19 protein-coding genes are annotated in these 25,591 nt (G+C 70.5%); 6 read left to right on the top strand and 13 right to left on the bottom strand.

Features of this window, described 5'->3' with window-relative positions:
* The first annotated feature begins 3 nt into the window (after window positions 1-3).
* From zwf to pgl, 3 genes are read left to right on the top strand one after another with little or no spacing between them, the layout of a single operon-like run.
* Window positions 4-1,527: a glucose-6-phosphate dehydrogenase gene (gene zwf, locus H295_RS0122530; protein WP_028809642.1), complete on the top strand. Its 1,524-nt coding sequence runs from the start codon at window positions 4-6 to the stop codon at window positions 1,525-1,527.
* Entirely contained in the window at window positions 1,524-2,660 is a 1,137-nt protein-coding gene (opcA, locus tag H295_RS0122525) for a glucose-6-phosphate dehydrogenase assembly protein OpcA (protein WP_020137616.1), read from the top strand. The genes zwf and opcA overlap by 4 nt, the downstream gene beginning before the upstream one ends.
* A complete protein-coding gene (gene pgl / locus H295_RS0122520; protein ID WP_020137615.1) occupies window positions 2,657-3,439 on the top strand; it encodes a 6-phosphogluconolactonase in 783 nt (260 codons plus the stop codon). The genes opcA and pgl overlap by 4 nt, the downstream gene beginning before the upstream one ends.
* Window positions 3,440-3,466: 27 nt before the next feature.
* Here the strand turns inward: pgl and H295_RS0122515 are convergent, their stop codons facing one another.
* The 12 genes from H295_RS0122515 to uvrC all read right to left on the bottom strand — a co-directional run bounded on the left by H295_RS0122515 (window position 3,467) and on the right by uvrC (window position 18,579).
* The gene (locus tag H295_RS0122515) at window positions 3,467-4,207 is read right to left on the bottom strand and encodes a DsbA family protein (RefSeq protein WP_020137614.1); all 741 of its coding nucleotides are present in this window, start codon (window positions 4,205-4,207) and stop codon (window positions 3,467-3,469) included.
* A gap of 105 nt (window positions 4,208-4,312) precedes the next feature.
* Window positions 4,313-5,968: a glucose-6-phosphate isomerase gene (gene pgi, locus H295_RS0122510; RefSeq protein ID WP_020137613.1), complete on the bottom strand. Its 1,656-nt coding sequence runs from the start codon at window positions 5,966-5,968 to the stop codon at window positions 4,313-4,315.
* A 230-nt stretch (window positions 5,969-6,198) separates the two neighbouring features.
* Window positions 6,199-6,534 carry an RNA polymerase-binding protein RbpA gene (locus H295_RS0122505; RefSeq protein WP_003976875.1) on the bottom strand — a complete coding sequence of 112 codons (336 nt, stop codon included), beginning with the start codon at window positions 6,532-6,534 and terminating at the stop codon, window positions 6,199-6,201.
* A gap of 215 nt (window positions 6,535-6,749) precedes the next feature.
* Window positions 6,750-6,980, bottom strand: coding sequence for a preprotein translocase subunit SecG (gene secG / locus H295_RS0122500; protein ID WP_020137612.1), 231 nt, complete (start codon window positions 6,978-6,980; stop codon window positions 6,750-6,752).
* A 103-nt stretch (window positions 6,981-7,083) separates the two neighbouring features.
* Window positions 7,084-7,860, bottom strand: coding sequence for a triose-phosphate isomerase (gene tpiA, locus H295_RS0122495; protein ID WP_020137611.1), 777 nt, complete (start codon window positions 7,858-7,860; stop codon window positions 7,084-7,086).
* 6 nt (window positions 7,861-7,866) lie between these two features.
* Window positions 7,867-9,078, bottom strand: coding sequence for a phosphoglycerate kinase (locus H295_RS0122490; RefSeq protein ID WP_020137610.1), 1,212 nt, complete (start codon window positions 9,076-9,078; stop codon window positions 7,867-7,869).
* Window positions 9,079-9,203: 125 nt separating this feature from the next.
* On the bottom strand, window positions 9,204-10,211 hold the full coding sequence (gap, locus tag H295_RS0122485; protein WP_020137609.1) for a type I glyceraldehyde-3-phosphate dehydrogenase: 1,008 nt from the start codon (window positions 10,209-10,211) through the stop codon (window positions 9,204-9,206).
* A gap of 213 nt (window positions 10,212-10,424) precedes the next feature.
* Complete coding sequence (locus tag H295_RS0122480) at window positions 10,425-13,376, bottom strand: M14 family metallopeptidase (protein WP_028809640.1); 2,952 nt, start codon at window positions 13,374-13,376, stop codon at window positions 10,425-10,427.
* A gap of 145 nt (window positions 13,377-13,521) precedes the next feature.
* Entirely contained in the window at window positions 13,522-14,511 is a 990-nt protein-coding gene (gene whiA, locus H295_RS0122475) for a DNA-binding protein WhiA (protein ID WP_020120074.1), read from the bottom strand.
* Window positions 14,502-15,569, bottom strand: coding sequence for a gluconeogenesis factor YvcK family protein (locus tag H295_RS0122470; protein ID WP_020137607.1), 1,068 nt, complete (start codon window positions 15,567-15,569; stop codon window positions 14,502-14,504). Before H295_RS0122470 ends, whiA begins: the two co-directional genes overlap by 10 nt.
* The gene (rapZ, locus tag H295_RS0122465) at window positions 15,566-16,525 is read right to left on the bottom strand and encodes an RNase adapter RapZ (RefSeq protein ID WP_028809639.1); all 960 of its coding nucleotides are present in this window, start codon (window positions 16,523-16,525) and stop codon (window positions 15,566-15,568) included. Before rapZ ends, H295_RS0122470 begins: the two co-directional genes overlap by 4 nt.
* Complete coding sequence (gene uvrC / locus H295_RS0122460) at window positions 16,522-18,579, bottom strand: excinuclease ABC subunit UvrC (protein ID WP_020137605.1); 2,058 nt, start codon at window positions 18,577-18,579, stop codon at window positions 16,522-16,524. The genes rapZ and uvrC overlap by 4 nt, the downstream gene beginning before the upstream one ends.
* A 526-nt stretch (window positions 18,580-19,105) precedes the next feature.
* Here uvrC and H295_RS0122450 point away from each other — a divergent pair.
* The 3 genes from H295_RS0122450 (at window position 19,106) to H295_RS0122440 (ending at window position 22,268) form a co-directional block, all read left to right on the top strand.
* Window positions 19,106-20,062 carry a hypothetical protein gene (locus H295_RS0122450; RefSeq protein WP_020137603.1) on the top strand — a complete coding sequence of 319 codons (957 nt, stop codon included), beginning with the start codon at window positions 19,106-19,108 and terminating at the stop codon, window positions 20,060-20,062.
* A gap of 161 nt (window positions 20,063-20,223) precedes the next feature.
* Window positions 20,224-21,360 carry a LacI family DNA-binding transcriptional regulator gene (locus tag H295_RS0122445; protein ID WP_020137602.1) on the top strand — a complete coding sequence of 379 codons (1,137 nt, stop codon included), beginning with the start codon at window positions 20,224-20,226 and terminating at the stop codon, window positions 21,358-21,360.
* Window positions 21,357-22,268, top strand: coding sequence for a carbohydrate kinase family protein (locus H295_RS0122440; protein ID WP_020137601.1), 912 nt, complete (start codon window positions 21,357-21,359; stop codon window positions 22,266-22,268). Before H295_RS0122445 ends, H295_RS0122440 begins: the two co-directional genes overlap by 4 nt.
* Window positions 22,269-22,380: 112 nt before the next feature.
* Here the strand turns inward: H295_RS0122440 and uvrA are convergent, their stop codons facing one another.
* Window positions 22,381-25,464: an excinuclease ABC subunit UvrA gene (uvrA, locus tag H295_RS0122435; protein WP_020137600.1), complete on the bottom strand. Its 3,084-nt coding sequence runs from the start codon at window positions 25,462-25,464 to the stop codon at window positions 22,381-22,383.
* Window positions 25,465-25,591: the final 127 nt, after the last annotated feature.

Below are 25,591 nucleotides of genomic sequence, written 5' to 3'. Positions count from 1 at the left end.
ATCTTGTCGAGCAGCAATCCGCTGCGTGACCCCGCCGACCGACGGCTCCCGCGTATCGCGGGGCCGTCGGGCCTGGTCATCTTCGGCGTCACGGGCGATTTGTCACGAAAGAAGCTCATGCCCGCCGTGTACGACCTCGCGAACCGGGGCCTGTTGCCGCCGGGCTTCTCGCTGGTCGGCTTCGCCCGGCGGGACTGGGAGCACGAGGACTTCGCCGAGGTCGTCCACGACGCCGTCAAGGAGCACGCCCGCACGCCGTTCCGTGAGGAGGTCTGGCAGCAGCTCATCCAGGGGATGCGCTTCGTCCAGGGCACCTTCGACGACGACGAGTCGTTCGAGCGGCTGCGCGACACCATCGAGGAACTCGACAAGGCACAGGGCACCGGCGGCAACTTCGCCTTCTACCTGTCCGTGCCGCCGTCCGCCTTCCCCGTGGTCATCCAGCAGCTGAAGAAGCACCGGCTGGCGGACCAGTCGAACGGCTCCTGGCGCCGCGCGGTCATCGAGAAGCCCTTCGGCCACGACCTCAAGTCGGCCGAGGACCTCAACACGACCGTCGAGGAGGTCTTCGCCCCGGACCAGGTCTTCCGCATCGACCACTACCTGGGCAAGGAGACCGTCCAGAACATCCTGGCGCTGCGCTTCGCCAACACGATGTTCGAGCCGATCTGGAACCGGTCCTTCGTGGACCACGTGCAGATCACGATGGCCGAGGACATCGGCATCGGCGGCCGGGCCGGCTACTACGACGGCATCGGCGCCGCCCGTGACGTCATCCAGAACCACCTGCTCCAGCTGATGGCGCTGACCGCGATGGAGGAGCCCGCCTCCTTCGACGCGGACGCGCTGGCCGCCGAGAAGACCAAGGTGCTCGGCGCGGTGAAGCTGCCGAAGGACCTGGGCCGGGACACCGTGCGCGGACAGTACGCGGAGGGCTGGCAGGGCGGCGAGAAGGCGGTCGGCTACCTCCAGGAGGAGGGCATCGACCCCCACTCCAAGACCGACACCTACGCGGCCATCAAGGTGGAGATCGACAACCGCCGCTGGGCGGGTGTGCCGTTCTACCTGCGCACCGGCAAGCGGCTCGGGCGCCGGGTCACCGAGATCGCGGTGGTCTTCCAGCGGGCCCCGCACTCCCCCTTCGACACGACGGCCACCGAGGAGCTCGGCTCCAACGCGATCGTCATCCGCGTCCAGCCCGACGAGGGCGTCACCGTCCGCTTCGGCTCCAAGGTGCCGGGCACCTCGATGGAGATCCGGGACGTGTCCATGGACTTCGCCTACGGCGAGTCGTTCACGGAGTCCTCGCCCGAGGCGTACGAGCGACTGATCCTCGACGTGCTGCTCGGCGACTCCAACCTCTTCCCGCGCACGGAGGAGGTCGAGCTGTCCTGGAAGATCCTCGACCCGATCGAGGAGTACTGGGACAAGCACGGCAGGCCCGCCCAGTACCCCTCGGGGACCTGGGGCCCGGTCGAGGCGGACGAAATGCTCGCACGAGAGGGACGGAGCTGGCGCCGGCCATGAAGACAGACCTCACGGACACCACCGCCAGCAAGATCAACAAGGCGCTGGTCAAGGGCCGCCGGGCCATCGGCACGCCGGCCGTCGGCATGGTGCTCACGCTCGTCATCGTGACGGACGAGGAGAACGCCTACGACGCCCTGAAGGCCGCCAACGACGCGTCCCGCGAGCACCCCTCGCGCACGCTCGTGGTCATCAAGCGGGTGTCGCGGAGCCCCCGCGACCGCACCCAGTCCCGCCTCGACGCCGAGGTCCGGGTCGGCGCGGACGCGGGCACCGGCGAGACGGTGGTGCTGCGCCTGTACGGCGAGGTGGCCGACCACGCCCAGTCGGTCGTCCTGCCGCTGCTGCTGCCGGACGCGCCGGTCGTCGTGTGGTGGCCGGTGGACGCACCGCTCGACCCGGCCGGGGACCCGCTGGGCGCGCTCGCCCAGCGCCGGGTCACCGACACCTACTCCTCCGAGCAGCCGGTGCGTGAGCTGACGGCCCGCGCCGGGACCTACAAGCCCGGCGACACCGACCTGTCCTGGACCCGGATCACACCGTGGCGCTCGATGCTGGCGGCGGCCCTGGACCAGGTCAGCGTCGAGGTCAAGGCGGTCGAGGTGGAGGGCGAGGAGTTCAACCCGAGCTGCGAGCTGCTCGCCATGTGGCTCGCCGACCGTCTCGAGGTGCCGGTGCGGCGTTCGCTGTCCTCCGGGCCCGGGCTGACCGCGGTCCGCATGGAGACCAGCAACGGTCCGATCACCCTGGACCGGGCCGACGGCTCCCTGGCCACGCTGTCCATCGACGGCCAGCCCGACCGTGCGGTGGCGCTCAAGCGCCGGGACACGGCCGAGCTGATCGCGGAGGAGCTGCGCAGGCTGGACCCGGACGACACGTACGCGTCCGCCCTTCGGTTCGGGGTGCACCGGCTGAACGTGCCGGACGGGCCCGCGGACACCTCGGACACCGCCGACACCGCGGAAGAGCAGGTCGCACCCGCTGCCGAGGCTTCCCCGGAGGGACCGTCGGCCAAAGGAGAACCGGCCGACGGCGAGGCTCCTGCGCAAGCTCCCGCACCGCAGGCACCGAAGCCGCCGGCGCTGAAGCCGGTCCCCTCCGGCCTCGCCGGGAACGGAAAGGCGGCGAAGTGAGCACCCCGCAACTCGTCGTGCACCACGACAAGGAGCTGATGGCCCAGGCCGCCGCGGCCCGTCTGATCACGAAGATCGTCGACGCGCAGGCCTCCCGGGACTCGGCGTCGGTGGTCCTCACGGGCGGCCGCAACGGCAACGGCCTGCTGGCCGCCCTCGCCGCGGCGCCCGCCCGGGACGCCGTCGACTGGGGCCGGCTCGACCTGTGGTGGGGCGACGAGCGCTTCCTGCCCGAGGGCGACCCGGAGCGCAACGACACGCAGGCCCGGGAGGCCCTGCTGGACGCCGTCCCGCTGGACCCGAAGCGCGTGCACACCATGCCCGCGTCGGACGGCCCGCACGGCGACGACGTCGAGGCCGCGGCCGCGTCCTACGCCGAGGAGCTGGCCCGGGCGGCCGGTCCGGAGAACCACGGCGCGGTGCCGAGCTTCGACGTCCTGATGCTGGGCGTCGGCCCGGACACGCATGTGGCGTCCCTGTTCCCGGAACTGCCCGCGGTGCGGGAGACCGAGCGCACGGTCGTCGGGGTGCACGGCGCCCCGAAGCCCCCGCCGACCCGGGTGACGCTGACCCTGCCCGCGATCCGCGCGGCCCGCGAGGTCTGGCTGCTCGCGGCCGGCGAGGACAAGGCGCAGGCCGCGGCGATCGCCCTGTCCGGCGCGGGCGAGATCCAGGCCCCGGCGGCAGGAGCACGCGGCCGGGCCCGCACGCTGTGGCTGCTGGACTCGGCGGCGGCATCCCAGCTGCCGAGGTCGCTGTACCCACCGGCCACGCCGTAACTCCCGCCCTTCGCCGCCGGGTCTCTCTCAGGAGAGGCTCGGCGGCGTCTGCACTTCGGGGAACTCGTACCCCTCCCACTCCTCCGGCGACCTGCGGATCAGCTGGAGCAGGTTCGAGAACGCCGTGGCGTCGTAGAGCACGCCGCTGTAGTCGGCCGGGATCCGTACCCTGTTGATCACTGCGGTCGGGGTGCCCGGGCCCTTGTGCGGGGTGTCACCAGCGCTCTCGTAGGCCTTCTCGGACGCCTTCACGAAGGCCTCGTACTTCATGTCCCGTACCGCTGTCTCGAAGGTCCGGCCCCCCAGCCCTTCGACCTGCACGGCGAGTTCGAGCAGCCGGTCGTCGGTGAAGCCGTCCTCGGACTCCTCGGGCTGGTTGGCGTACAGCACTTCGTGGTACTCCGCGAACCTGCCCTCCGCGAGAGCCGCCCGCAGGGCGTTGACCGCCTTCTTGGAGCCGCTGCCGCCGAGCTTGCCGTCCAGGAAGGACGCCAGGGTGTACTCGGCCTTCACCTGGCCCCCCATGATCGCGTCCCGCAACTCCGGACCGCCGCCGGTGGTCTCGAACTCCTCGCAGTACGGGCACCGCGGATCCTCGTAGAGGTGCACGGTCACCGGCGCGTGTGCGTTCCCGACGGTGATCGTCGTACCGTCGGCGCCGAGCTTCTCCGGAACCGTCGCAAGACTGCTGTATGTCTCCGTGGGAGCGGCGACCCGCGGACTGCATCCCGCGAGCACCAGCCCCAGTAGGGCCGCCGTGAATGCCACGGCGGCCCGCCCCCCATGCCTCATCCGTACCTCTCGTCTCCCCAGGTTCAGCGTGACCCTAGAGCACGGGCACAGAAAACGCACAACAGTTCTGGTCGGACCGGCTCACTGCCGTCCGCGCAGCTCCCGGTACGCAGCCACCAGCGCCCTGGTCGACGCGTCCAGGTCCGGCACGTCGGCGCCCTCGGTGAGTGCCGGTTCCACCCGCTTGGCCAGGACCTTGCCGAGTTCGACGCCCCACTGGTCGAAGGAGTCGATGTTCCACACCGCGCCCTGGACGAACACCTTGTGCTCGTACAGGGCGATGAGCTGGCCGAGGACCGACGGAGTCAGCTCGCGGGCCAGGATCGTCGTGGTCGGGTGGTTGCCCCGGAACGTCTTGTGCGGCACCACTTCCTCGGGCACGCCCTCCGCCCGCACCTCGTCCGGCGTCCTGCCGAAGGCCAGCGCCTGGGTCTGGGCGAAGAAGTTCGCCATCAACAGGTCGTGCTGCGCCGCGAGTTCGCCGCTGAGCTCATCCACCGGGCGGGCGAAGCCGATGAAGTCCGCCGGGATCAACTTGGTTCCCTGGTGGATGAGCTGGTAGTACGCGTGCTGCCCGTTGGTGCCGGGTGTGCCCCACACCACAGGCCCGGTCTGCCACTCGACGGGCTGCCCGTCCCGGCCCACGTACTTGCCGTTGGACTCCATGTCGAGCTGCTGCAAGTACGCCGTGAACTTGGAGAGATAGTGGCTGTACGGCAGCACCGCGTGCGACTGGGCGTCGTGGAAGTTGCCGTACCAGATGCCCAGCAGCCCAAGGAGCAGCGGGACGTTGGACTCGGCGGGGGCGGTCCTGAAGTGCTCGTCGACGATCCGGAAGCCGTCGAGCATCTCCCGGAAGCGGTCCGGGCCGATGGCGATCATCAGGGAGAGACCGATCGCCGAGTCGTAGGAGTAGCGGCCGCCGACCCAGTCCCAGAACTCGAACATGTTGGCCGTGTCGATGCCGAAGTCCGACACCTTCCCGGCGTTGGTCGACAGCGCCACGAAGTGCTGTGCGACGGCTTCCTGGCCGGCCTTCAGCTCGCCGAGCAGCCAGGAGCGGGCCGAGGTGGCGTTGGTGATCGTCTCGATGGTGGTGAAGGTCTTGGAGGCGATGACGAACAGCGTCTCGGCCGCGTCCAGGTCGCGGGTCGCCTCGTGCAGGTCGGCGCCGTCGACGTTGGACACGAAGCGGACGGTGAGGTCGCGGTCGGTGAAGGCGCGCAGGGCCTCGTAGGCCATGGCGGGGCCGAGGTCGGAGCCGCCGATGCCGATGTTGACGACGTTCCTGATCCGCTTGCCGGTGTGGCCGGTCCACTCCCCGGAGCGGACCCGGTGCGCGAAGTGGCCCATCTTGTCGAGCACGGCGTGCACACGGGGCACGACGTTCTCGCCGTCGACCTCGATCACCGCGTCGCGCGGGGCGCGCAGTGCGGTGTGCAGGACGGCCCGGTCCTCGGTGGTGTTGATCCGCTCGCCGCGGAACATGGCGTCCCGCAGGCCGAACACGTCGGTGGCCGAAGCGAGCTCGCGCAGCAGCCGCAGGGTCTCGTCGGTGACCAGGTGCTTGGAGCAGTCGACGTACAGGTCTCCGACCCGCAGGGTGTACCCGGTGCCGCGCCCGGGATCGGCGGCGAACAGCTCCCTGAGCTGCACCTCGCCGAGCGCCTCGCGGTGCTCGGTCAGCGCGGTCCACTCGGGCGTCCGGTTGAGCCTGGTACGGCCGTCTGCGTTCATGTCCGACTTCAGCCTTCTTTCGTGCCTGTCCCAGCTGTTCCCACCTGGTTGGTCGACGCGGGACGCGAGCCGTGACGGCTGCGGCGCCGACCGCACCCACAGATACGTGCGTACGGAGCGCGGGTATCAGCGAGGCGGCGAAAGCAACGGACAGGCCGGGCTGTGGAACAGCTCAGGCCGTGAAACACCTCCGGCCAGACACCCCTCGGTGTCCGGCCGGCCCTCGACTCCTAGATCTCGCCCCGCAGCTTGGCGAGCGCCTCGGCGAGGATCGCCTCGCCGTCCGCGTCGCTGCGCCGCTCCCGTACGTACGCGAGGTGCGTCTTGTACGGCTCGGTGCGCGGCGGGTCCGGCGGGTTGTCCCGGTCCTGTCCGGCGGGGAAGCCGCAGCGCGGGCAGTCCCAGGTTTCGGGGACCTGCGCGTCGCTGGCGAAGCTGGGCTGCGTCTCATGCCCGTTGGAGCACCAGAAGGAGATGCGCAGCCGGGGCGCGGACTCGCCCCGCTCGGCCTCGCCCATCGGCCCCGCCCCGACCCGGCTACCTCGGATCGCGTTGCCACTTGCCACGGTCGTAACTCCCTGCGTGATGGTGCCGCGAAGCGAGTCGGCGTTGTCGCTTCGTTGCGAGCGCCTCAGTCTACGTAAGGCCCAACGCGCGTCCAGTGGTTGGAGTTACAGCCCCCACACCTAGACGCAAGCCCCATGATAGGCCGCGCTCAGGTGCGCGTACCGAACATGGGGCCTTACGTGCGGAATGTACGTGCTGTGTGTGGCCTGGCCGCTCAGCTGTTCGTCTTCATGAGCAGACCGAGCACGATGATGCAGGCGAACCACAGCAGACCGATCACCACGGTGATGCGGTCGAGGTTGCGCTCGGCGACCGAGGAGCCACCGACGGACGACTGCATGCCGCCACCGAACATGTCGGAGAGGCCGCCGCCCTTCCCCTTGTGCATCAGCACCAGCAGCATCAGCAGCCCGCTGAAGACGATCAGGGCGATCGAGAACCCCAAAACCACGGCTGGACCAACTCTCTCGGATTCGGATGAACGACGGGGGCACGGCCTTCAGGGCCATGCCCCCGCAAGAGTACGACGGATCGCCGCTACGGCCTACTCACTGGTCCCGGAAGCGCACGATCTTGACGAACTCATCGGCGTCCAGGGAGGCACCGCCGACCAGGGCGCCGTCGATGTCGGCCTGCGCCATGATCTCGGCGACGTTGCCGGCCTTGACGGAGCCGCCGTACTGGATGCGGACCTGGTCGGCCAGCTCCTGGGTGTACAGCTCGGCGATCTTGCCGCGGATGGCGGCGCAGACCTCCTGGGCGTCCTCGGCGCCGCAGACCTTGCCGGTGCCGATGGCCCAGACGGGCTCGTAGGCGATGACGACGGACTCGGCCTGCTCGGCCGGGATGTCCTTCAGACCGCCCTCGACCTGGGCGAGGGTGTGGGAGACGTGGTTGCCCGCCTCGCGGACCTCAAGCTCCTCGCCGACGCACAGGATCGGGGTCAGGCCGTGCTTGTAGGCGGCCTTGACCTTGGCGTTGACGATCTCGTCGGTCTCGGCGTGGTACTGACGGCGCTCGGAGTGGCCGATCGCCACGTACGTGCACTTCAGCTTGGCCAGCATCGAGCCCGAGATCTCGCCGGTGTAGGCGCCGGAGTCGTGCGCCGAGAGGTCCTGGGCGCCGTACTTGATCTTGAGCTTGTCGCCGTCCACCAGGGTCTGCACGGAGCGCAGGTCGGTGAAGGGCGGCAGGACGGCGACCTCGACGGCCTCGTAGTCCTTGTCCGCGAGGGCGAAGGCGAGCTTCTGGACGTGCGCGATGGCCTCGAGGTGGTTGAGGTTCATCTTCCAGTTACCCGCCATGATCGGCGTGCGAGTGGTCATGCGGGGTCAGTCCTCCAGTGCGGCGAGGCCGGGGAGCGTCTTGCCCTCGAGGTATTCGAGGGAGGCGCCGCCACCGGTCGAGATGTGTCCGAACGCGTTCTCGTCGAAGCCCAGGATCCGGACGGCCGCGGCGGAGTCGCCACCGCCGACGACCGTGAAGGCCTGGGAGTCGAGGAGGGCCTGGGCGACCGCCTTGGTGCCCTCGGCGAACTCGGGGTGTTCGAAGACGCCCATCGGGCCGTTCCAGAAGACGGTGGCGGCGTCGGTGATCTTCGAGGCGTACAGCTTGCCGGAGGCCGGACCGATGTCCAGGCCCATCCGGTCGGCCGGGATGGCGTCCGCGGCGACGGTGGTGGCGTCGGCCGGGGCCTTGGTCTTCAGGTCCGGGAAGGCGGGGGCGACCACCGCGTCGACCGGCAGGACCAGCTCGACGCCGGTCTTCTCGGCGCGCTCGATGTACTCCAGGACCGCCGGGATCTGGTCCTCCTGGAGGAGGGAGGCGCCGACCTCGTGGCCCTTGGCCTTGAGGAAGGTGAAGGCCATGCCGCCGCCGATGAGGATGCGGTCGGCCTTGCCGAGCAGCTCGTCGATGACGGCGAGCTTGTCGGAGACCTTGGCGCCGCCGAGCACGACCACGTAGGGCCGCTTGACGTCGTCGGTGAGCTTCTTCAGGACGCCGACCTCGGTGGCGATCAGGTAGCCGGCGTAGTGCGGCAGCCGGGCCGGCAGGTCGAAGACCGAGGCGTGCTTGCGGTGCACCGCGCCGAAGCCGTCACCGACGTAGACGTCCGCGAGGGCGGCCAGCTGGTCCGCGAACTCGCCGCGCTCGGTGTCGTCCTTGGAGGTCTCGCCCGCGTTGAAGCGCAGGTTCTCGATCACGGCGACCTGGCCGGGCTCGAGGCCGTTCACGGCGTCGTGGGCCGCGGGGCCGACGGTGTCCTGGGCGAAGGCCACGGGGGCGCCCAGGAGTTCGCCGAGCCGCTCGGCGGCGGGCAGCAGGGAGAAGGCCGGGTCCGGCGCGCCCTTGGGGCGGCCGAGGTGCGAGGCCACGACCACCTTGGCGCCCGCGTCCACGAGGGCCTTGACGGTGGGCAGGACGGCACGGATGCGGCCGTCGTCGGTGATGCGGCCGTCGGCGAGCGGCACGTTGAGGTCGGCGCGGACGAAGACCCGCTTGTTGTCCACGCCTTCGGCGATGAGTTCGTCGATCGTCTTCATGAAGGAACTCCTGGTGAGGGTGCTCTGATCGTACGAGGGCGGTTCTGCACGTGAGTCAGGGCCCGGGCGGCGCGTCCCTGCGCGGCCCGGGCCCTGCTCTCACATCGAAGTGCCTGCTCTGTGGATCAGAGCTGGTTGCCGACGAAGACCGTGAGGTCGACGAGGCGGTTGGAGTAACCCCACTCGTTGTCGTACCAGCCGAGGATCTTCACGGACTTGCCCTCCTGGACCATGGTCAGGGAGGAGTCGAAGGTGCAGGACGACGGGTCGCTGACGATGTCGGAGGACACGATCGGGTCCTCCGTGTACGACAGGTAGCCCTGGAGCTCGCCCTCGGAGGCCTTCTTGAACGCGGCGTTGACCTCGTCCTTGGTGACCTCGCGCTCCAGCTCCACGACCAGGTCGGTGGCGGAACCGGTGGGGACCGGGACGCGCATCGCGATGCCGTCGAGCTTGCCCGCCAGCTGCGGGAGGACCAGCGCGGTGGCCTTGGCGGCACCCGTGGTGGTCGGGATGATGTTCTCCGCGGCGGCGCGGGCGCGGCGCAGGTCGGAGTGCGGGAAGTCCAGGATGCGCTGGTCGTTCGTGTACGCGTGGACCGTCGTCATCAGACCCTTGACGATGCCGAAGTTCTCGTCGAGGACCTTGGCCATCGGCGCCACGCAGTTGGTGGTGCAGGAGGCGTTGGAGATGACGTGGTGGTTGGCCGCGTCGTACTTGTTCTCGTTGACGCCCATCACGATGGTGATGTCCTCGTCCTTGGCCGGAGCCGAGATGAGGACCTTCTTGGCGCCGCCGGCGATGTGCTTCTCGGCGTCGGCCTTCTTCGTGAAGATGCCGGTGGACTCGACGACGATGTCGACGCCCAGCTCGCCCCACGGAATGTCGGCCGGGTTGCGCTCGGACAGCACCTTGATGGTGTGACCGTCGACGGTGATCGTGTCGGCGGTGTGCGACACCTCGGCCTTGAGCCGGCCCAGGATGGTGTCGTACTTCAGCAGGTGCGCGGTGGTCGCGGTGTCACCCAGGTCGTTGACAGCCACGATCTCGATGTCAGCACCCTGCTCCAGCAGCGCGCGGAAGTAGTTACGACCGATGCGGCCAAAGCCGTTGATGCCTACGCGGATCGTCACGAACCGATCTCCTCGTTGGTACGCCGGTTGTGAGACCGGCGAGCTGTATGGGATGTCCCCGACCACCCCCGACCCTACCTCCCTGAGGCTTTCGGGGTGACATCGAGATGCCGCATAAAAGGGCAGGCGGTCCGTACCCGCCAGTAGGGGTACGGACCGCCCCGGATCGAAAGCTCCGATCACCCGAAAGAACTACACCGGGTCACCGTGGGTTCACCCGCCTACCGCCGCGAGGGCCTTGCGGATCAGGGCCGTGCGGTCGGCCGCCGCGGTGACGTGCTCCAGGCCGAAGCCCAGCAGCACGGTGTCGTCCGTGGTGACCGCGCCGTACGTCTTGAACAGCTCTCCGGTCCGGCCCCAGTCCTTGACGACCGCGGGGCTGCCCGCGGGCGGTCCGGGCACGCTCCAGGCGCCGAGCGAGGTCTCGAAGCCCTCGGTCTCGACGGCCTGCCCGCCGACGACCACGGAGGTGTTGTCGAGCAGCACACCGCGACCGCCGGAGCCGGGGTCGGTGATGTAGCTGAAGGACACCTCGACCTTCTTGCCCGCGTAGGCGGAGAGGTCGAAGGAGACCTCCTGCCAGCCGGCCGAGGCCCCGGTGAAGCTGTTCCACTGGCCGCTGGTGCCGCTGGGCGTGCAGCCGGCGGCGGTCTGCGTCAGGTACCGCTTGAGCGCGGGGTGGGCCGCGATGAAGAACCCGGCCTCGCACTCGGCGGGCACCGCGTTGCTGGTGGCGCCGCTCTTCTCGGGGAGGGTGGTCCAGTCGTCGGCCCCGGCGGTGTGCGCCTCCAGGACGGCGTGGTCGTAGCCCTCCTCGGTGTCCCACAGCATCCGGGTGCGCAGCGTGGGCGCCTGCGCGGCGGTCACCTGGGTGAGGTCGACGGTGCGGGTCAGACGGTTCCAGGCGTAGTCGCTGTGCGTGACGGCCGCCATGGAGGAGCCCTCGTACGGTCCGTACGGGTTGGGCGTCCCGGGGTAGCTGCCCGCTCCCGCGCTCGCGAACTGCGGGAAGGTCGCCGCCGGCAGGTTGTCCGAGGTGACGCTGAAGGAGCCGGCCGCGTCCAGCGGGTTGCCGGGCGCGGCGCCGAGGGTCCCGGAGGATCCGGCGAGCTTGCCGGCGCCCTGGAAGGCGGTGGCGTTCGGCAGGGTCGTACGGGTGTAGGCGCCCAGGTAGTACTGGCTGAAGTCGTTGGACAGCGTGCCGCCGCCCAGGTCGACGCTGCCGCCGGCCCGCTCGCCCGCCTCGATCAGCTTGCCGCCCTCGTTGAGGAAGGCGCGCAGCTGGAGCTGGGTGGCGTTGCCCGGGACGGTCGCGCCCGTGTAGTGCACGACCGACTTGAAGTGGTCCAGCACGCCGAGCGCGTCGGGCGCGCCCTGGGTGCCGACGTTCCAGACGATCGCCTGACGGCCGGCCGCCTTGAGCGCGTCGACGTACGTCTGCGCCTGTGTGGCGGTCGCGCCCTCCTCGGCGACCACGAGCACGTCCGCGCGGGGCCGCTGCGCGACCGTGTAGGTGAAGTGCGTACTGGAGGTGGACTTCCCGCGCTTGTCCCGGCCGGTGAACCAGACCTCGACCTTGTCGCCCGGCCTGGCGTCCTCGACCTTGGCCCGGTACTCGTCGAAGTAGAGGTTGTCCTCGCCGCCGTAGGTCTCACCGCCCTTCCAGGCCCTGAGGTCCCGGTCGTGGGTACGGCCGCCGTTGACGCGGTACTTGAGCTCCTTGTCGCGCACGGACCTGCGAACGGTGACGGAGACCTCCTGGTCGGCGCCGCGTGCGTAGGACGTGGTGAACGGCTTCGGGGTGAAGTCGGCGGCCTTGAGGCCGAGCGAGGACTTCGGCTGGTCCGGCTTGGCGGCGGACTCGGCGACGGAGAGCGCGAAGGGGATGTTCTTCTGGAACTCCTGCTGGATCAGCTTCTCGTCGTCCGGGAAGTTGAACACCGACTGGCAGTCGGCCGCATTCCACTGGTCGTTCGGGTCGAGGTCCGAGGCGGTCTGGCAGGTCGACATCTCGGGGGTGAACATGGCCAGGCCGTTGACGTTCGACGCATGGCCGTCCGCCTCGCCGTTGGTGGTGTACAGCTCCGAGGAGACCTGCGGACGGTAGCCCGGGATCGCCGAGTTGTCCGGGGTGCCGGCGAGTGCCTTGTACATGATGTCGTCGGGCGTGTCGGTGGCCACCTGCCAGCCGACCCCGTAGAGGAGGAGTTCGGCGGCGGAGTGGTAGTTGATGCCGTAGGTGAAGCCGATGCGCTTCTCGAAGGTGTCCAGCGCCTTGGTCTCGGGCTCGGAGCCCGGGGCCGTGCCGCGGTAGGTCTCACTGGTGGGGTTGGGTGACGAACCCTCGTTGTCGTAGCCCCACTTGTAGGAGAAGTTGCGGTTCAGGTCGACGCCGTCACCGACGCCGATGACGCCGTCGCCGTTGTTGTCGTGCAGGTTCTTGCGCCACAGCCGGTTGTCGGCACTCTGGAACGTGTAGTCGTAGCCGTCGGGGTTGGCCGACAGGACGAACCACAGCTCGGTGGAGTCGACGATCTTCTTCAGCCGCTTGTCGGTCTTGTAGCCGTCCACGTAGTAGTGGAGCAGCCGCCGGGTCATCTCCGGCGTGATCCACTCGCGCGCGTGCTGGTTGGACATGTAGAGGACGGAGGGCTTGGCGCCGTCCTTGGACTTCTTCGCGTCCTTGGTCAGCTTGAGCGCGAGGATGTCCTGGCCGTTCACGGTCCTGCCGATGGAGACGACCTTGGTGAGCGAGGGGTTGGCCCGGGCCGTGGCGAGGAGTTCCTCCTTGAGCCCGCCGCTGCCGCTGTACGGCCGGAACACGCCCTCGGCGGCCTTCTCGACCCGTGCCTCGGCCTTGGCGGTCAGGGTGTGCTCGGTGAGCTCGACGCCCTTCTTCTCGAGCTTCTCCGCCTCCTGGTCGGTGAGGTAGACCTCGACGGTCGCGGTGCCCTTCGCGGGCACCTGCTCGCTCAGTTCGTGGCCGTCCTGGCCGGCCGCCAGCAGCAAGGGTACCTGCGCGCTGGTCACCTCGGCCCGGAAGACCTTGACTTCGTTCGGATCAGGAGAAGCGGCGCTCTCCGCGGCCTGGGCGACGGGCACGAGGCCCGCGCCGCCGAGGAGGAGTGCGCCAACAGCGAGGATCGGTCTCGCTCTACGTCTCATGAGCCCCCCTTGCGGTGGTCCGCCACAGCGGCGAACAGATGCCAGGCTCATGACACTTCATGATCCAGTCAAGGGCGCCTCACGAATGCGCAAACGCCGGTGCCTTCACTCAAGTGGGTGATGGCACCGGCGTGCTGAAGGTCTGTCAGCCGACGAGGTTGTCGGCCATCTCCTCGGTGATGCTGGACTCCGTGCCCGGGATGCCCAGGTCGGAGGCGCGCTTGTCGGCCATCGCGAGGAGCCGTCGGATACGGCCGGCCACGGCGTCCTTGGTCAGCGGCGGGTCGGCGAGCGCGCCGAGCTCCTCCAGGGAGGCCTGCTTGTGGTCCATCCGTAGCCGCCCCGCGGCGGCGAGGTGCTCGGGCACGTCGTCGGCGAGGATCTCCAGGGCCCGCTGGACCCGCGCCCCCGCGGCGACGGCCGCGCGCGCCGAGCGGCGCAGGTTGGCGTCGTCGAAGTTGGCGAGCCGGTTGGCCGTGGCCCGCACCTCGCGCCGCATCCGGCGCTCCTCCCAGGCGAGCACCGACTCGTGGGCGCCGAGGCGGGTGAGCAGCGCACCGATCGCGTCGCCGTCGCGGACGACGACCCGGTCGACCCCGCGGACCTCACGGGCCTTGGCGGCGATCGAGAGCCGGCGGGCGGCGCCGACCAGCGCGAGCGCGGCCTCCGGACCCGGGCAGGTCACCTCCAGGGAGGAGGAGCGGCCGGGCTCGGTGAGCGAGCCGTGCGCCAGGAAGGCCCCTCGCCAGGCGGCCTCGGCGTCACAGGTGGCGCCGGAGACGACCTGCGGGGGCAGCCCCCGGATCGGCCGGCCGCGGCCGTCGACCAGGCCGGTCTGCCGGGCCAGTTGGTCACCGCCGGCGACCACCCGCACGACGTACCGCGAGCCGCGGCGCAGTCCGCCCGGGGCCATCACGATCAGCTCCGAGCTGTGGCCGAAGATCTCCAGGATGTCCCGCTTGAGCCGCCGGGCCGCCATCGCGGTGTCCAGCTCGGCCTCGATCACAATGCGCCCGCTCACCAGGTGGAGGCCGCCGGCGAACCGCAGGATGGCGGAGACCTCCGCCTTTCTGCAGCAGGTACGGGTGACGGGGAGCCGGGAGATCTCGTCCTTCACCGCTGCCGTCATCGCCATGGGCCGATCCTTCCATGCATCCGAAAAATACGGTCGTACGCGGCGGCCAACAGCTCCGGGTCATGCCTCGGGGTTCCGTCGGGCCGGGCCACCGGGGCCAGCTCGACCGCGGCGCCGAACCGCTCGGCGGCATCGGTCAGGGAGTCGCGGTCGGGCACGGCGGCCTGGTCGGCCAGCACCACGTCCAGGGCGAGTTTAGGGGCGTGTCGTCCCAAAACCTCCAAATGACGCTGCGGGGAGAAGCCATCGGTTTCTCCCGGCTGCGGTGCGAGGTTCAGGGAGAGTACCCGGCGCGCCTTCGTCTGGGTGAGCGCGTCCAGCAGTTCGGGCACGAGCAGGTGCGGGATGACCGAGGAGAACCACGAGCCGGGGCCGAGGACCACCCAGTCCGCGTCCCGGACCGCCTCCACCGCCTCGGGCACCGCCGGCGGGTCGTGCGGCACGACGTGCACCGACTGCACCTCGCCCGGGGTCAGGGCCACCGTCGCCTGCCCCCGTACGGTCTCCACGTCCTCGGGCCGCTCCGGATCGTGTCCCTTGACCAGGGCCTGGAGCTCCAGGGGCACCGCGGACATGGGCAGCACCCGGCCATGGGCGCCCAGCAGCCTGCCGACCAGGTCGAGCGCCTGGACATGGTCGCCGAGCTGCTCCCACAGGGCGACGATCAGCAGGTTGCCGACCGCGTGTTCGTGCAGGTCGCCCTTGGACTGGAAGCGGTGCTGGATGACCCGGGCCCAGGTCTGGCCCCAGTCGTCGTCGCCGCACAGCGCGGCCAGCGCCTTGCGCAGGTCGCCGGGGGGCAGCACGCCCAGCTCGTCGCGCAGCCGTCCGCTGGAGCCGCCGTCGTCGGCCACGGTGACGACGGCGGTGAGGTCGCCGGTGATCCGGCGCAGGGCGGCGAGCGAGGCGGACAGGCCCATGCCCCCACCGAGCGCCACCACCTTGGGCTGGGTACCGCGCCGCCGGGGCCGCGCGCCGCGGGTCTCGACGGGCCGGGACGCCCGGCCTTCGGGGACCGCCCGTCGCAGCCTGCTCAGCCGCGGAGTGCGTGCGGTCATTCCCGTCCCATGTCCCGGTGCACGACCACCGTCTCCACGCCTTCGGCCGCGAGACGCGCGGCGAGCTTCTCCGAGGTGGCGACCGAACGGTGCTTGCCGCCGGTGCAGCCGATGGCGATCGTCACGTACCGCTTGCCCTCACGGCGGTAGCCGGCCGCGATCAGGCGCAGCAGCTCGGCGTAGCGGTCGAGGAACTCCTTGGCGCCGGGCTGGTTGAAGACGTACGCCGACACCTCCTCGTTCAGGCCGGTGAAGGGCCGCAGCTCCGGGACCCAGTGCGGGTTGGGCAGGAACCGCATGTCCGCGACCAGGTCGGCGTCGACCGGGAGGCCGTACTTGAAGCCGAACGACATGACGGTGGCCCGCAGCTCGGGCTCCTCCTCGCCGGCGAACTGGGCGTCCATCTTGGCGCGCAGCTCGTGGACGTTCAGGCTGGAGGTGTCGATGACCAGGTCGGCGTCGCCGCGCAGCTCGCGCAGGAGCTCGCGCTCGGCGTCGATGCCGTCGACGATGCGGCCGTCGCCCTGGAGGGGGTGCGGGCGGCGCACGGACTCGAAGCGGCGCACCAGGGCCTCGTCGGAGGACTCCAGGAAGACGATCCGGCGGGTGACGTGCTTGGACTCCAGGTCGGCGAGGGACTCGCGGAGATTGTCGAAGAAGCGCCGGCCGCGGACGTCGACGACCACCGCGATCCGGGCGACGTTGCCCTGGGAGCGGGCGCCGAGCTCCACCATGGTGGGGATCAGCGCGGGCGGGAGGTTGTCGACGACGAACCAGCCGAGGTCCTCCAGACACTTCGCGGCGGTGGAGCGGCCGGCGCCGGACATGCCGGAGATGATCACCAGCTCGGGGATGGCGGCCTCCGGGACTCCGGAAGTGTCGTGGGGTGCGCCCGTGCTCACCTGGGTGTCGTCTCCGCTCTGGTGCTGTGGTTCTTCGTGCTCGTTCACATTCATGTCTCCTGCCCCCGTCGTTCGTCCGGGGCGCCCGCCGACACGGGATCCCCACCGGAACCCGTGGTACCGGGTTCCTCCTCTTCCATGATCTCTCCAGTCGCCGTGTTGACGGCGGGCGCGGCCGGGGCCGCCTGGGCGAGGGCCACGGCGATCGTCTCGGCCGTCTTGCGGCCTATGCCGGGGACCTCGCAGATCTGGTCGATGGTGGCGGATCGTAGTTTCTTCAAGGACCCGAAATGTTTCAGCAGGGCCTGCTTGCGTGTGTCCCCGAGGCCGGGGACGTCGTCGAGCGGGCTCGACCGGAAGCGCTGGGCCCGCTTGGTGCGCTGGTAGGTGATGGCGAAGCGGTGGGCCTCGTCACGCACCCGCTGGAGAAGGTACAGGCCTTCACTGGTGCGGGGCAGCACGATCGGGTCCTCCTCGTCGGGCAGCCACACCTCCTCCAGACGCTTGGCGAGGCCGCAGACGGCGATGTCGTCGATACCGAGCTCGTCCAGAGCCCGCTTCGCCGCGGCGACCTGGGGCCGGCCGCCGTCGACCACGACGAGCTGGGGCGGGTAGGCGAACTTCTTGGGGCGGCCTTCCTCGTCCTTGAGGTCGGCCACTCCGTTCGCGCCGTCCTCCGAGGTGTCGTCCACCCACTCGCCGGTCTTCTCCTTCTCGGCGAGGTAGCGGCGGAACCGGCGGGAGATCACCTCGTGCATGGACCGCACGTCGTCCTGGCCCGCGAATCCCTTGATCTGGAAGCGGCGGTACTCGCTCTTGCGCTGGAGACCGTCCTCGAAGACGACCATGGACGCAACCACGTCGTCGCCCTGGAGGTGGGAGATGTCGTAGCACTCGATCCGCAGCGGGGCGCTGTCCAGGTCGAGGGCTTCGGCGATCTCCTCCAGGGCACGCGAGCGCGTGGTGAGGTCGGAGGCGCGCTTGGTCTTGTGGAGGACGAGCGCCTGCTGGGCGTTGCGCTGCACGGTCTCCATCAGGGCCTTCTTGTCGCCGCGCTGCGGGATGCGCAGCGAGACGCCCGACCCGCGGCGCTCGGCGAGCCACTCCTGGACCGGCTCCACCGGCTCGGGCAGGGCGGGGACCAGGACCTCCTTGGGGACCGCGTCGCCCTTCTCCTCGCCGTAGAGCTGCTGGAGGGCGTGTTCGACGAGGGCGCCGGTGGTGATCTCCTCGACCTTGTCGGTGACCCAGCCGCGCTGTCCGCGTACGCGTCCGCCGCGGACGTGGAAGATCTGGACGGCCGCTTCCAGCTCGTCCTCGGCGACCGCGATCAGGTCGGCGTCGGTGGCGTCGGCGAGGACGACCGCGCTCTTCTCCATGGCCTTCTTCAGGGCCCCGATGTCGTCGCGCAGGCGGGCCGCCCGCTCGTACTCCATCTCCTCGGCCGCGTCCGCCATCTGCTGCTCCAGGCGGCGGATGTAGGTGCCGGTGCGGCCGGCCATGAAGTCGCAGAAGTCCTCGGCGAGGTCGCGGTGTTCCTCGGCCGAGACGCGGCCCACGCAGGGCGCCGAGCACTTGCCGATGTAGCCGAGGAGACAGGGGCGTCCGGTACGGGCGGCGTTCTTGAAGACGCCGGCCGAGCAGGTACGGACGGGGAAGACACGCAGCAGGAGGTCGACGGTGTCGCGGATCGCCCACGCGTGCCCGTACGGGCCGAAGTACCTGACACCCTTGCGTTTCTGGCCGCGCATCACCTGCACGCGCGGGTACTCCTCGTTCATCGTCACCGCGAGGTACGGGTAGCTCTTGTCGTCGCGGTACTTGACGTTGAACCGGGGGTCGAACTCCTTGATCCAGGAGTACTCCAGCTGAAGCGCCTCGACCTCCGTGGACACCACCGTCCACTCCACGGACGCGGCGGTGGTCACCATGGTGCGGGTGCGGGGGTGCAGGCTCGCCAGGTCCTGGAAGTAGTTCGCCAGGCGCTGGCGCAGGCTCTTCGCCTTTCCGACGTAGATCACCCGGCGGTGCTCGTCGCGGAACCTGTACACCCCGGGGGTGTCCGGGATCTCCCCTGGTTTGGGGCGGTAGCTGGAGGGGTCGGCCATGTCTCACACCCTACTGGCGAGGGCCGACAGTCCGACGAGCCTGTGGACAACGACGAGCCTGCGGACAACCCCGGCCTTCCGCTCAGCGCTGGACGCTCCAGGGACGTCCTCGTCGAGGTGGGTGGCATGGCCATGCTCCGTGGTGGTCATGAGCGCAAGCGCACGTCCTCCGGAGCTGTCCAGCCAGGTCTCCGCGATGCGGCCGGCCCTCTCATGCCTACCTCTCACCCCTGGCCCCGGACGGTGACGGCGAGGCCCCTGGTGACTGGGCGGAGGGCCCGCCGGCCGGCCGGACACGGGCCGTCGGCCACCCGGAACCGGCCGTCAACCGGCCGGGAGTGCACGGTCGTTGGGCGGCGGGTGTTGTCGGGACCAAGCCAACACGCTTCAATGCGGGGGAACTCGGGACCGGGAAGAGCGGCGTACGGATGTGAAGCCTCCCCCGGCACAGCCCCCGACGGCCCCGGCAACACACCCTCTCGAACGGCCTGACCAGCCGCCCGGACCTGTACAGAAAGGCCCCTGCATGCCGCACGCCACACAGCACGCGGACGTCGCGACCGTCGTCGACGCGGAACTGGACACGGCCCTGCGAGGCGGCCCCTTCCATGTCGCACTGCGCGCCGCGATCGCCGCCCGGGGGCTTCCGCTCCAGCGCGTCCAGCACCATCTGTCGCGCCACGGGGTCAAGGTCGGTGTGACCAGCCTGAGTTACTGGCAGCAGGGCGCCCGGCGCCCACAGCGCCCCGAGTCGCTACGGGCCGTCCGCGCACTGGAGGAGATCCTCCAGCTGCCGGAGGAGTCGCTGATCCGGCTGCTCGCCGAGTACGACGACCGGCCGGCCGCCGAGCGTTCCGCGACCCGTTCCTACCGCTCCCTCCTCGCAGCCTCGGACGTGCTCGGACAGCTGCTGGACGAGCTGGACTCGCCGCACGACGGCGGGCTGCACACCCTCGGCCATCACGAGCGGATCGACATAGGGCCCCGTCGCGAGCTGCGCGGCCTCGAGTCGCACCACATCGTGCGGGCCCACCGCGAGGGCGTCGACCGCTTCATGGCCGTCCACCACGGCGACCCGGGATGCGCGCCGGAGCGCATGACCGTGCACGCTCTGGAGAACTGCCGTACCGGGCGGGTGCGCCGGCACCACGAGACCGGGGTGCTGGTGGCCGAGCTGCTCCTGGACGCCCGGCTGCGGGCGGGTGACACCTTCCTGTTCCGCTACCGCGTCGAGGACGGCACGGGCGGGGTCTCGCGCGAGTACGTCCGCGGCTTCGGCTCGCCCGGCGGCCAGTACGCGCTCCAGGTCCGGTTCGACGAGAACGCGCTGCCGGTGCGCTGCCACCGCTTCGCCCAGCACTCCCCCGCGGCGCCCCGCAGCGGCCGCCAGGAACTGGCGCTCACCGGCCGGCACCACTCGGTCCACCTCGTCGAGCCGCGGGTGCGGGCGGGGGTCGTGGGGATCGGCTGGGACTGGGAGTAGGAGCCCCGTCGAACTCCGCCGAGCTCCGTCCTTGGGCCGGTTACCTGACGTAAACGCTTGCGCAAGCGTTTACGTGCGCCGCTGGATGGGATACCTTCCCGGCCGTGGGGCCCCGTCCGGGAGGCCCCGATCCGGGAAGCCGCCTGTCCGGGAGGGGCTCGATGCCGACCATGGCCGACGTGGCACGCACTGCGGGCGTGTCGGTGGCGACCGTCTCGCACGTCCTCAACGGCACCCGGCCGGTCCTCCCCCACACCCGGCAGGCCGTGCTCGACGCGGTGGACGAGCTCGGGTACACCCCCAACACCCTGGCCCGCTCCCTGGTGACCGCCCGCACCCGCTCCATCGGGCTCGCGGTCTCGGCGATCAGCAACCCGTACTTCACGGAGATCCTCCAGGGCGTCGAGGCGGGCGCCCTCGAACACGGCTACAGCCTGCTCATCGCCGATCCCCACGACGATCCCGAGCACGAGCGCAAGGTCGTCCAGCTGCTCCACGAACGGCGCGTGGACGGCATGATCGTCGCGCCCTCCGCGGACCCTCGCGAACTCGTCGCCTACCTCACACGGCACGAGGTCCCGACGGTGTTCCTGGACCGGGTGGTGGAGGGACCGGGCGGGGTCGACGGGCCGAGGGATGCCGGCGCCGGCACTGAAAGGCGGGAGACTCCCTCGGGCGGCCCTCGGCGCTTCGACCAGGTGTGCGCCGAGAGCGCCCGGCCGATGGCCGAACTGGTCACCCATCTCGCCGGACTCGGCCACCGCCGCATCGGACTGGTGGCCGGCCTGGAGGGGCTCAGCACCACCGCCGAACGGATCGCCGGGTACCGGCAGGGCCTCACCGCCTCCGGCCTGCCCTACGACCCCCACCTGATCGTCCACGGCGACTCCGAGTCGGCCGGAGCGGAAGTGGCCACCGCCGCCCTGCTCGCCCTCGCGACGCCGCCCACCGCCCTGGTCACCGCCAACAACACGATGACCATCGGCACCCTGCGCACCCTGCGCGAACGCGGCCTCGCGATACCGGACGACCTCGCCCTGTGCTGTTTCGACGACTTCGCCTGGGCGGACCTGTTCGCCCCCCGCCTCACCGCGATCGCCCAGCCCAGCAGGGAGATCGGCGCCGAAGCGGTCCGCCTGCTCCTGGACCGGCTCGCCGCCCCGGACCGCCCCACCCGTACCCTGCGTCTGCCCTGCGCCTTCGTGCACCGCACGTCGTGCGGCTGCGCGGAGACCGGGGAGTACGGCCGCCCTGCGCCACGCTCTCAGTCCTCGCAGTCGAAAGGAACCGTCTCGTGATCGTCGTCGCCGGTGAGGCCCTGATCGATCTGGTACCGCAGGGCAGGGGCGCCCTCGCGAGTCTCAAGCCGGCGCTCGGCGGCGGCCCCTACAACACCGCCGTGGCCCTCGGCCGGCTCGGCTCCCCCACGGCGTTCTGCTCCCGCGTCTCGCTCGACGCGTTCGGCGAGGCCCTGCTCGACGGGCTGCGGGAGGCGGGGGTGGACGTGTCCGCCGTCCAGCGCGGGACCGAACCCACCACACTCGCCGTCGCCTCGATAGACGACGGCGGCTCGGCCGCCTACTCCTTCTACGTCGACGGCACCGCCGACCGCCTGTTCACGGCCCCCGCCGCACTCCCCTCCGGCACCCGCGCGGTGTCCTTCGGCACCTGCTCGCTCGTCCTGGAACCGGGAGCGAGCGCCTACGAGGAGCTGCTGCGGGCCGCCGCCGCGCAGGGCGTGTTCACCGCGCTCGACCCGAACATCCGGGCCGGGCTGATCCCCGACGCGGACGCCTACCGGGCCCGGTTCAAGAGCTGGCTGCCGTCGGTGTCCCTGCTCAAGCTCTCCGAGGAGGACGCGCTGTGGCTCGGCGGCACCCCCCAGGAATGGCTGGCCGCGGGCCCCTCGGCGGTGGTGATCACCCACGGTGGTGACGGACTGAGCGTGTTCACCCGGGACGGGTCGGCGCTTCCGGTGCCGGGCGAGAAGGTCGACGTCGTGGACACGATCGGCGCCGGCGACACCGTGAACGCGGCCCTGCTGCACGGCCTGGCAGCCCTCGACGCCCTCTCTCCGACGGCGCTCGCCGCACTGCGCGTCGAGGACTGGACCCGGCTGCTGCGCTTCGCGGCCCGCGCGGCCGCGGTCACCTGCTCACGAGCGGGCGCGGAGCCGCCGTACGCCTCCGAGGTGGGCGCGCTGTAGACGGCAAGGGCGGCGCCCCGCGGGGAGTTCCCGCGGGGCGCCGCCCTTTGTGTGTCTGCCCCGGCCGGGCCGGGTCGGGCCCCGGCCGTGCCGCCTGCGGCTGTCCGGCGACTCAGGCCTTGCGGGCCCGGGTCGCCTTCTTCGCGGGGGCGGCCTTCTTCGCCGGGGCGTCCTTCTTGGCGGCTGCCTCGCCGGCCGTCGCCGTCTTCTTCGCCGCCGCCTTCTTGGCCGCTGTCGTGCTGGCCGTCGCCGTCCTCTTGGCCGTGGACGCGGTGGCGACCGTCTTCTTCGCCGCGGTCGCCTTCCTGGCCGGTGCCTTGCGCGGGGCCTTCACCGCGGCCCCGTCGCTGATCCGGTCGGCGCCCAGGATCTCCCTCAGGAACTTGCCGGTGTGGCTGGCCGGTACGCCGGCGACCTCCTCCGGGGTGCCCTCGGCGACGACCAGACCGCCGCCCGCGCCGCCCTCGGGGCCCATGTCGACGATCCAGTCGGCCGTCTTGATCACGTCGAGGTTGTGCTCGATGACGATGACGGTGTTGCCCTTGTCGACCAGGCCGGACAGGACCTTCAGCAGCTTGCTGATGTCCTCGAAGTGCAGACCGGTGGTCGGCTCGTCCAGGACGTAGACCGTACGGCCGGTGGAGCGCTTCTGGAGCTCGCTGGCGAGCTTCACGCGCTGCGCCTCGCCGCCGGACAGGGTGGTCGCGGCCTGGCCGAGGCGGACGTAGCCGAGACCGACGTCCTTGAGGGTGTTGAGGTGGCGGGCGATCGCCGGGACGGCGTCGAAGAAGTCCGTGGCCTCCTCGATCGGCATGTTCAGGACGTCGGCGATGGACTTGCCCTTGTAGTGGACCTCCAGGGTCTCCCGGTTGTACCGGGCGCCGTGGCAGACCTCGCACGGGACGTAGACGTCCGGGAGGAAGTTCATCTCGATCTTGATGGTGCCGTCGCCCGCGCAGTTCTCGCAGCGGCCGCCCTTGACGTTGAAGGAGAAGCGGCCGGGCATGTAGCCGCGGACCTTCGCCTCGGTGGTCTCGGCGAACAGCTTGCGGACGTGGTCGAAGACGCCGGTGTACGTCGCCGGGTTGGACCGCGGGGTGCGGCCGATGGGCGACTGGTCGACGTGCACGACCTTGTCGACGAGGTCGTCGCCGTCCACGCGCGTGTGCCGGCCCGGGACGCTCCTGGCGCCGTTGAGCTCGCGCGCCAGGTGGGTGTACAGGATGTCGTTGACCAGGGTCGACTTGCCGGAGCCCGAGACACCGGTGACCGCGGTGAACACGCCCAGCGGGAAGGACACGTCGATGTCCTGGAGGTTGTTCTCGCGGGCCCCGTGCACGGTGAGCTGCCGGGACGGGTCGAGGGGCCGGCGGATGTCGGGCAGCGGGATGGCCTTCCTGCCCGACAGGTACTGGCCGGTCTCCGACTCGGTGTTGGCCAGGAGCTCCTTCAGGGAGCCACTGTGCACGACCTTGCCGCCGTGCTCGCCGGCGCCGGGGCCGATGTCGACGATCCAGTCGGCGACCTTGATCGTGTCCTCGTCGTGCTCCACGACGATGAGCGTGTTGCCCATGTCCCGCAGCCGGACCAGGGTCTCGATCAGCCGGTGGTTGTCGCGCTGGTGCAGACCGATGGACGGCTCGTCCAGGACGTACAGGACGCCGACGAGCCCGGAGCCGATCTGGGTGGCCAGGCGGATGCGCTGGGCCTCGCCGCCGGACAGGGTGCCGGCCGCGCGGTTGAGCGAGAGGTAGTCCAGGCCGACGTCGACCAGGAACTTCAGCCGTTCGTTGACCTCCTTGAGAACCCGCTCGGCGATCTTCTTGTCGCGCGCGCTGAGCTTCAGCTCGCCCAGGAAGTCCGCGCAGTCGCTGATGGACATGCCGGAGACCTCGGCGATCGACTTGCCCATGACGGTGACCGCGAGGACGAGCGGCTTGAGGCGGGTGCCCTCACAGGTGGGGCAGGGCACCTCGCGCATGTAGCCCTCGAAGCGCTCGCGGCTGGCGTCGCTCTCGGACTCGCTGTGCCGGCGCTTGACGAAGGGGACGGCCCCCTCGAAGGGGGTCGTGTAGACCCGCTCGCGGCCGTACCGGTTGCGGTAGCGGACCTCGATCTGCGTCTTGTGGCCGTGGAGCAGGGCCTTCTTGGCGCGCTGGGGCAGGCCCGCGAAGGGGATGTCGGTCCGGAATCCGAGGGCGTCCGCGAGGGCGCCGATGAGCCGGCCGAAGTAGTCCTTGGTGTGGCCGTGCGACCAGGGGTGGATCGCGCCCTCGTCGAGGGACTTGTCCTCGTCGGGGACGATCAGCTCCGGGTCGACCTCCATGCGGGTGCCGATGCCCGTGCACTCCGGGCAGGCGCCGAAGGGCGAGTTGAAGGAGAAGGAGCGGGGCTCCAGTTCCTCGAAGGACAGGTCGTCGTACGGGCAGTACAGGTGCTCCGAGAACATGCGCTCGCGCTCGGGGTCGTCCTCGGGGAGGTCGACGAAGTCGAGCACGACCATGCCGCCGGACAGACCGAGGGCGGTCTCCACGGAGTCGGTGAGGCGGCGCTTGGCGGAGTCCTTCACCGTGAGACGGTCGACGACCACCTCGATGGTGTGCTTCTCCTGCTTCTTCAGCGTGGGCGGGTTGGAGAGCTGGACGGTCTCGCCGTCCACCCGCGCCCGGCTGTAACCCTTGGTCTGGAGGTCGGCGAAGAGGTCGACGAACTCGCCCTTGCGCTCCCGCACCAGCGGCGAGAGCACCTGGAAGCGGCTGCCCTCGGGCAGCTCCAGGACCCGGTCGACGATGGCCTGCGGCGACTGGCGCGAGATGGGGCGGCCGCACTCGGGGCAGTGCGGCTTGCCGATGCGCGCGAAGAGCAGACGCAGGTAGTCGTAGACCTCGGTGATGGTGCCGACCGTCGAGCGCGGGTTGCGCGAGGTCGACTTCTGGTCGATGGAGACCGCGGGCGACAGGCCCTCGATGAAGTCGACGTCGGGCTTGTCCATCTGCCCGAGGAACTGGCGGGCGTACGAGGAGAGCGACTCCACGTAGCGCCGCTGCCCCTCGGCGAAGATGGTGTCGAAGGCCAGCGAGGACTTGCCCGACCCCGACAGGCCCGTGAAGACGATGAGCGAGTCGCGGGGCAGGTCGAGCGAGACGTTCTTCAGGTTGTGCTCGCGCGCGCCACGGACGATGAGACGGTCGGCCACGCCGGTCCGCACCTTTCTTGGCTTGAGAGGAGTGACAGGGGCGGGGCCCCCGTGCTTTCTCAGACTAGGGGGAGCCACTGACAACGCCGGTCGGATTCCCGGATGGGGAACAACAATCCCCGGCCTT

Origin of the sequence: Streptomyces sp. 351MFTsu5.1, from assembly GCF_000383655.1 — a bacterium.
Taxonomy (GTDB): Bacteria; Actinomycetota; Actinomycetes; order Streptomycetales; family Streptomycetaceae; genus Streptomyces; species Streptomyces griseorubiginosus.
Note: the sequence above shows the minus strand (reverse complement) of the source record. Positions and strands in the feature narration are given on the sequence as shown.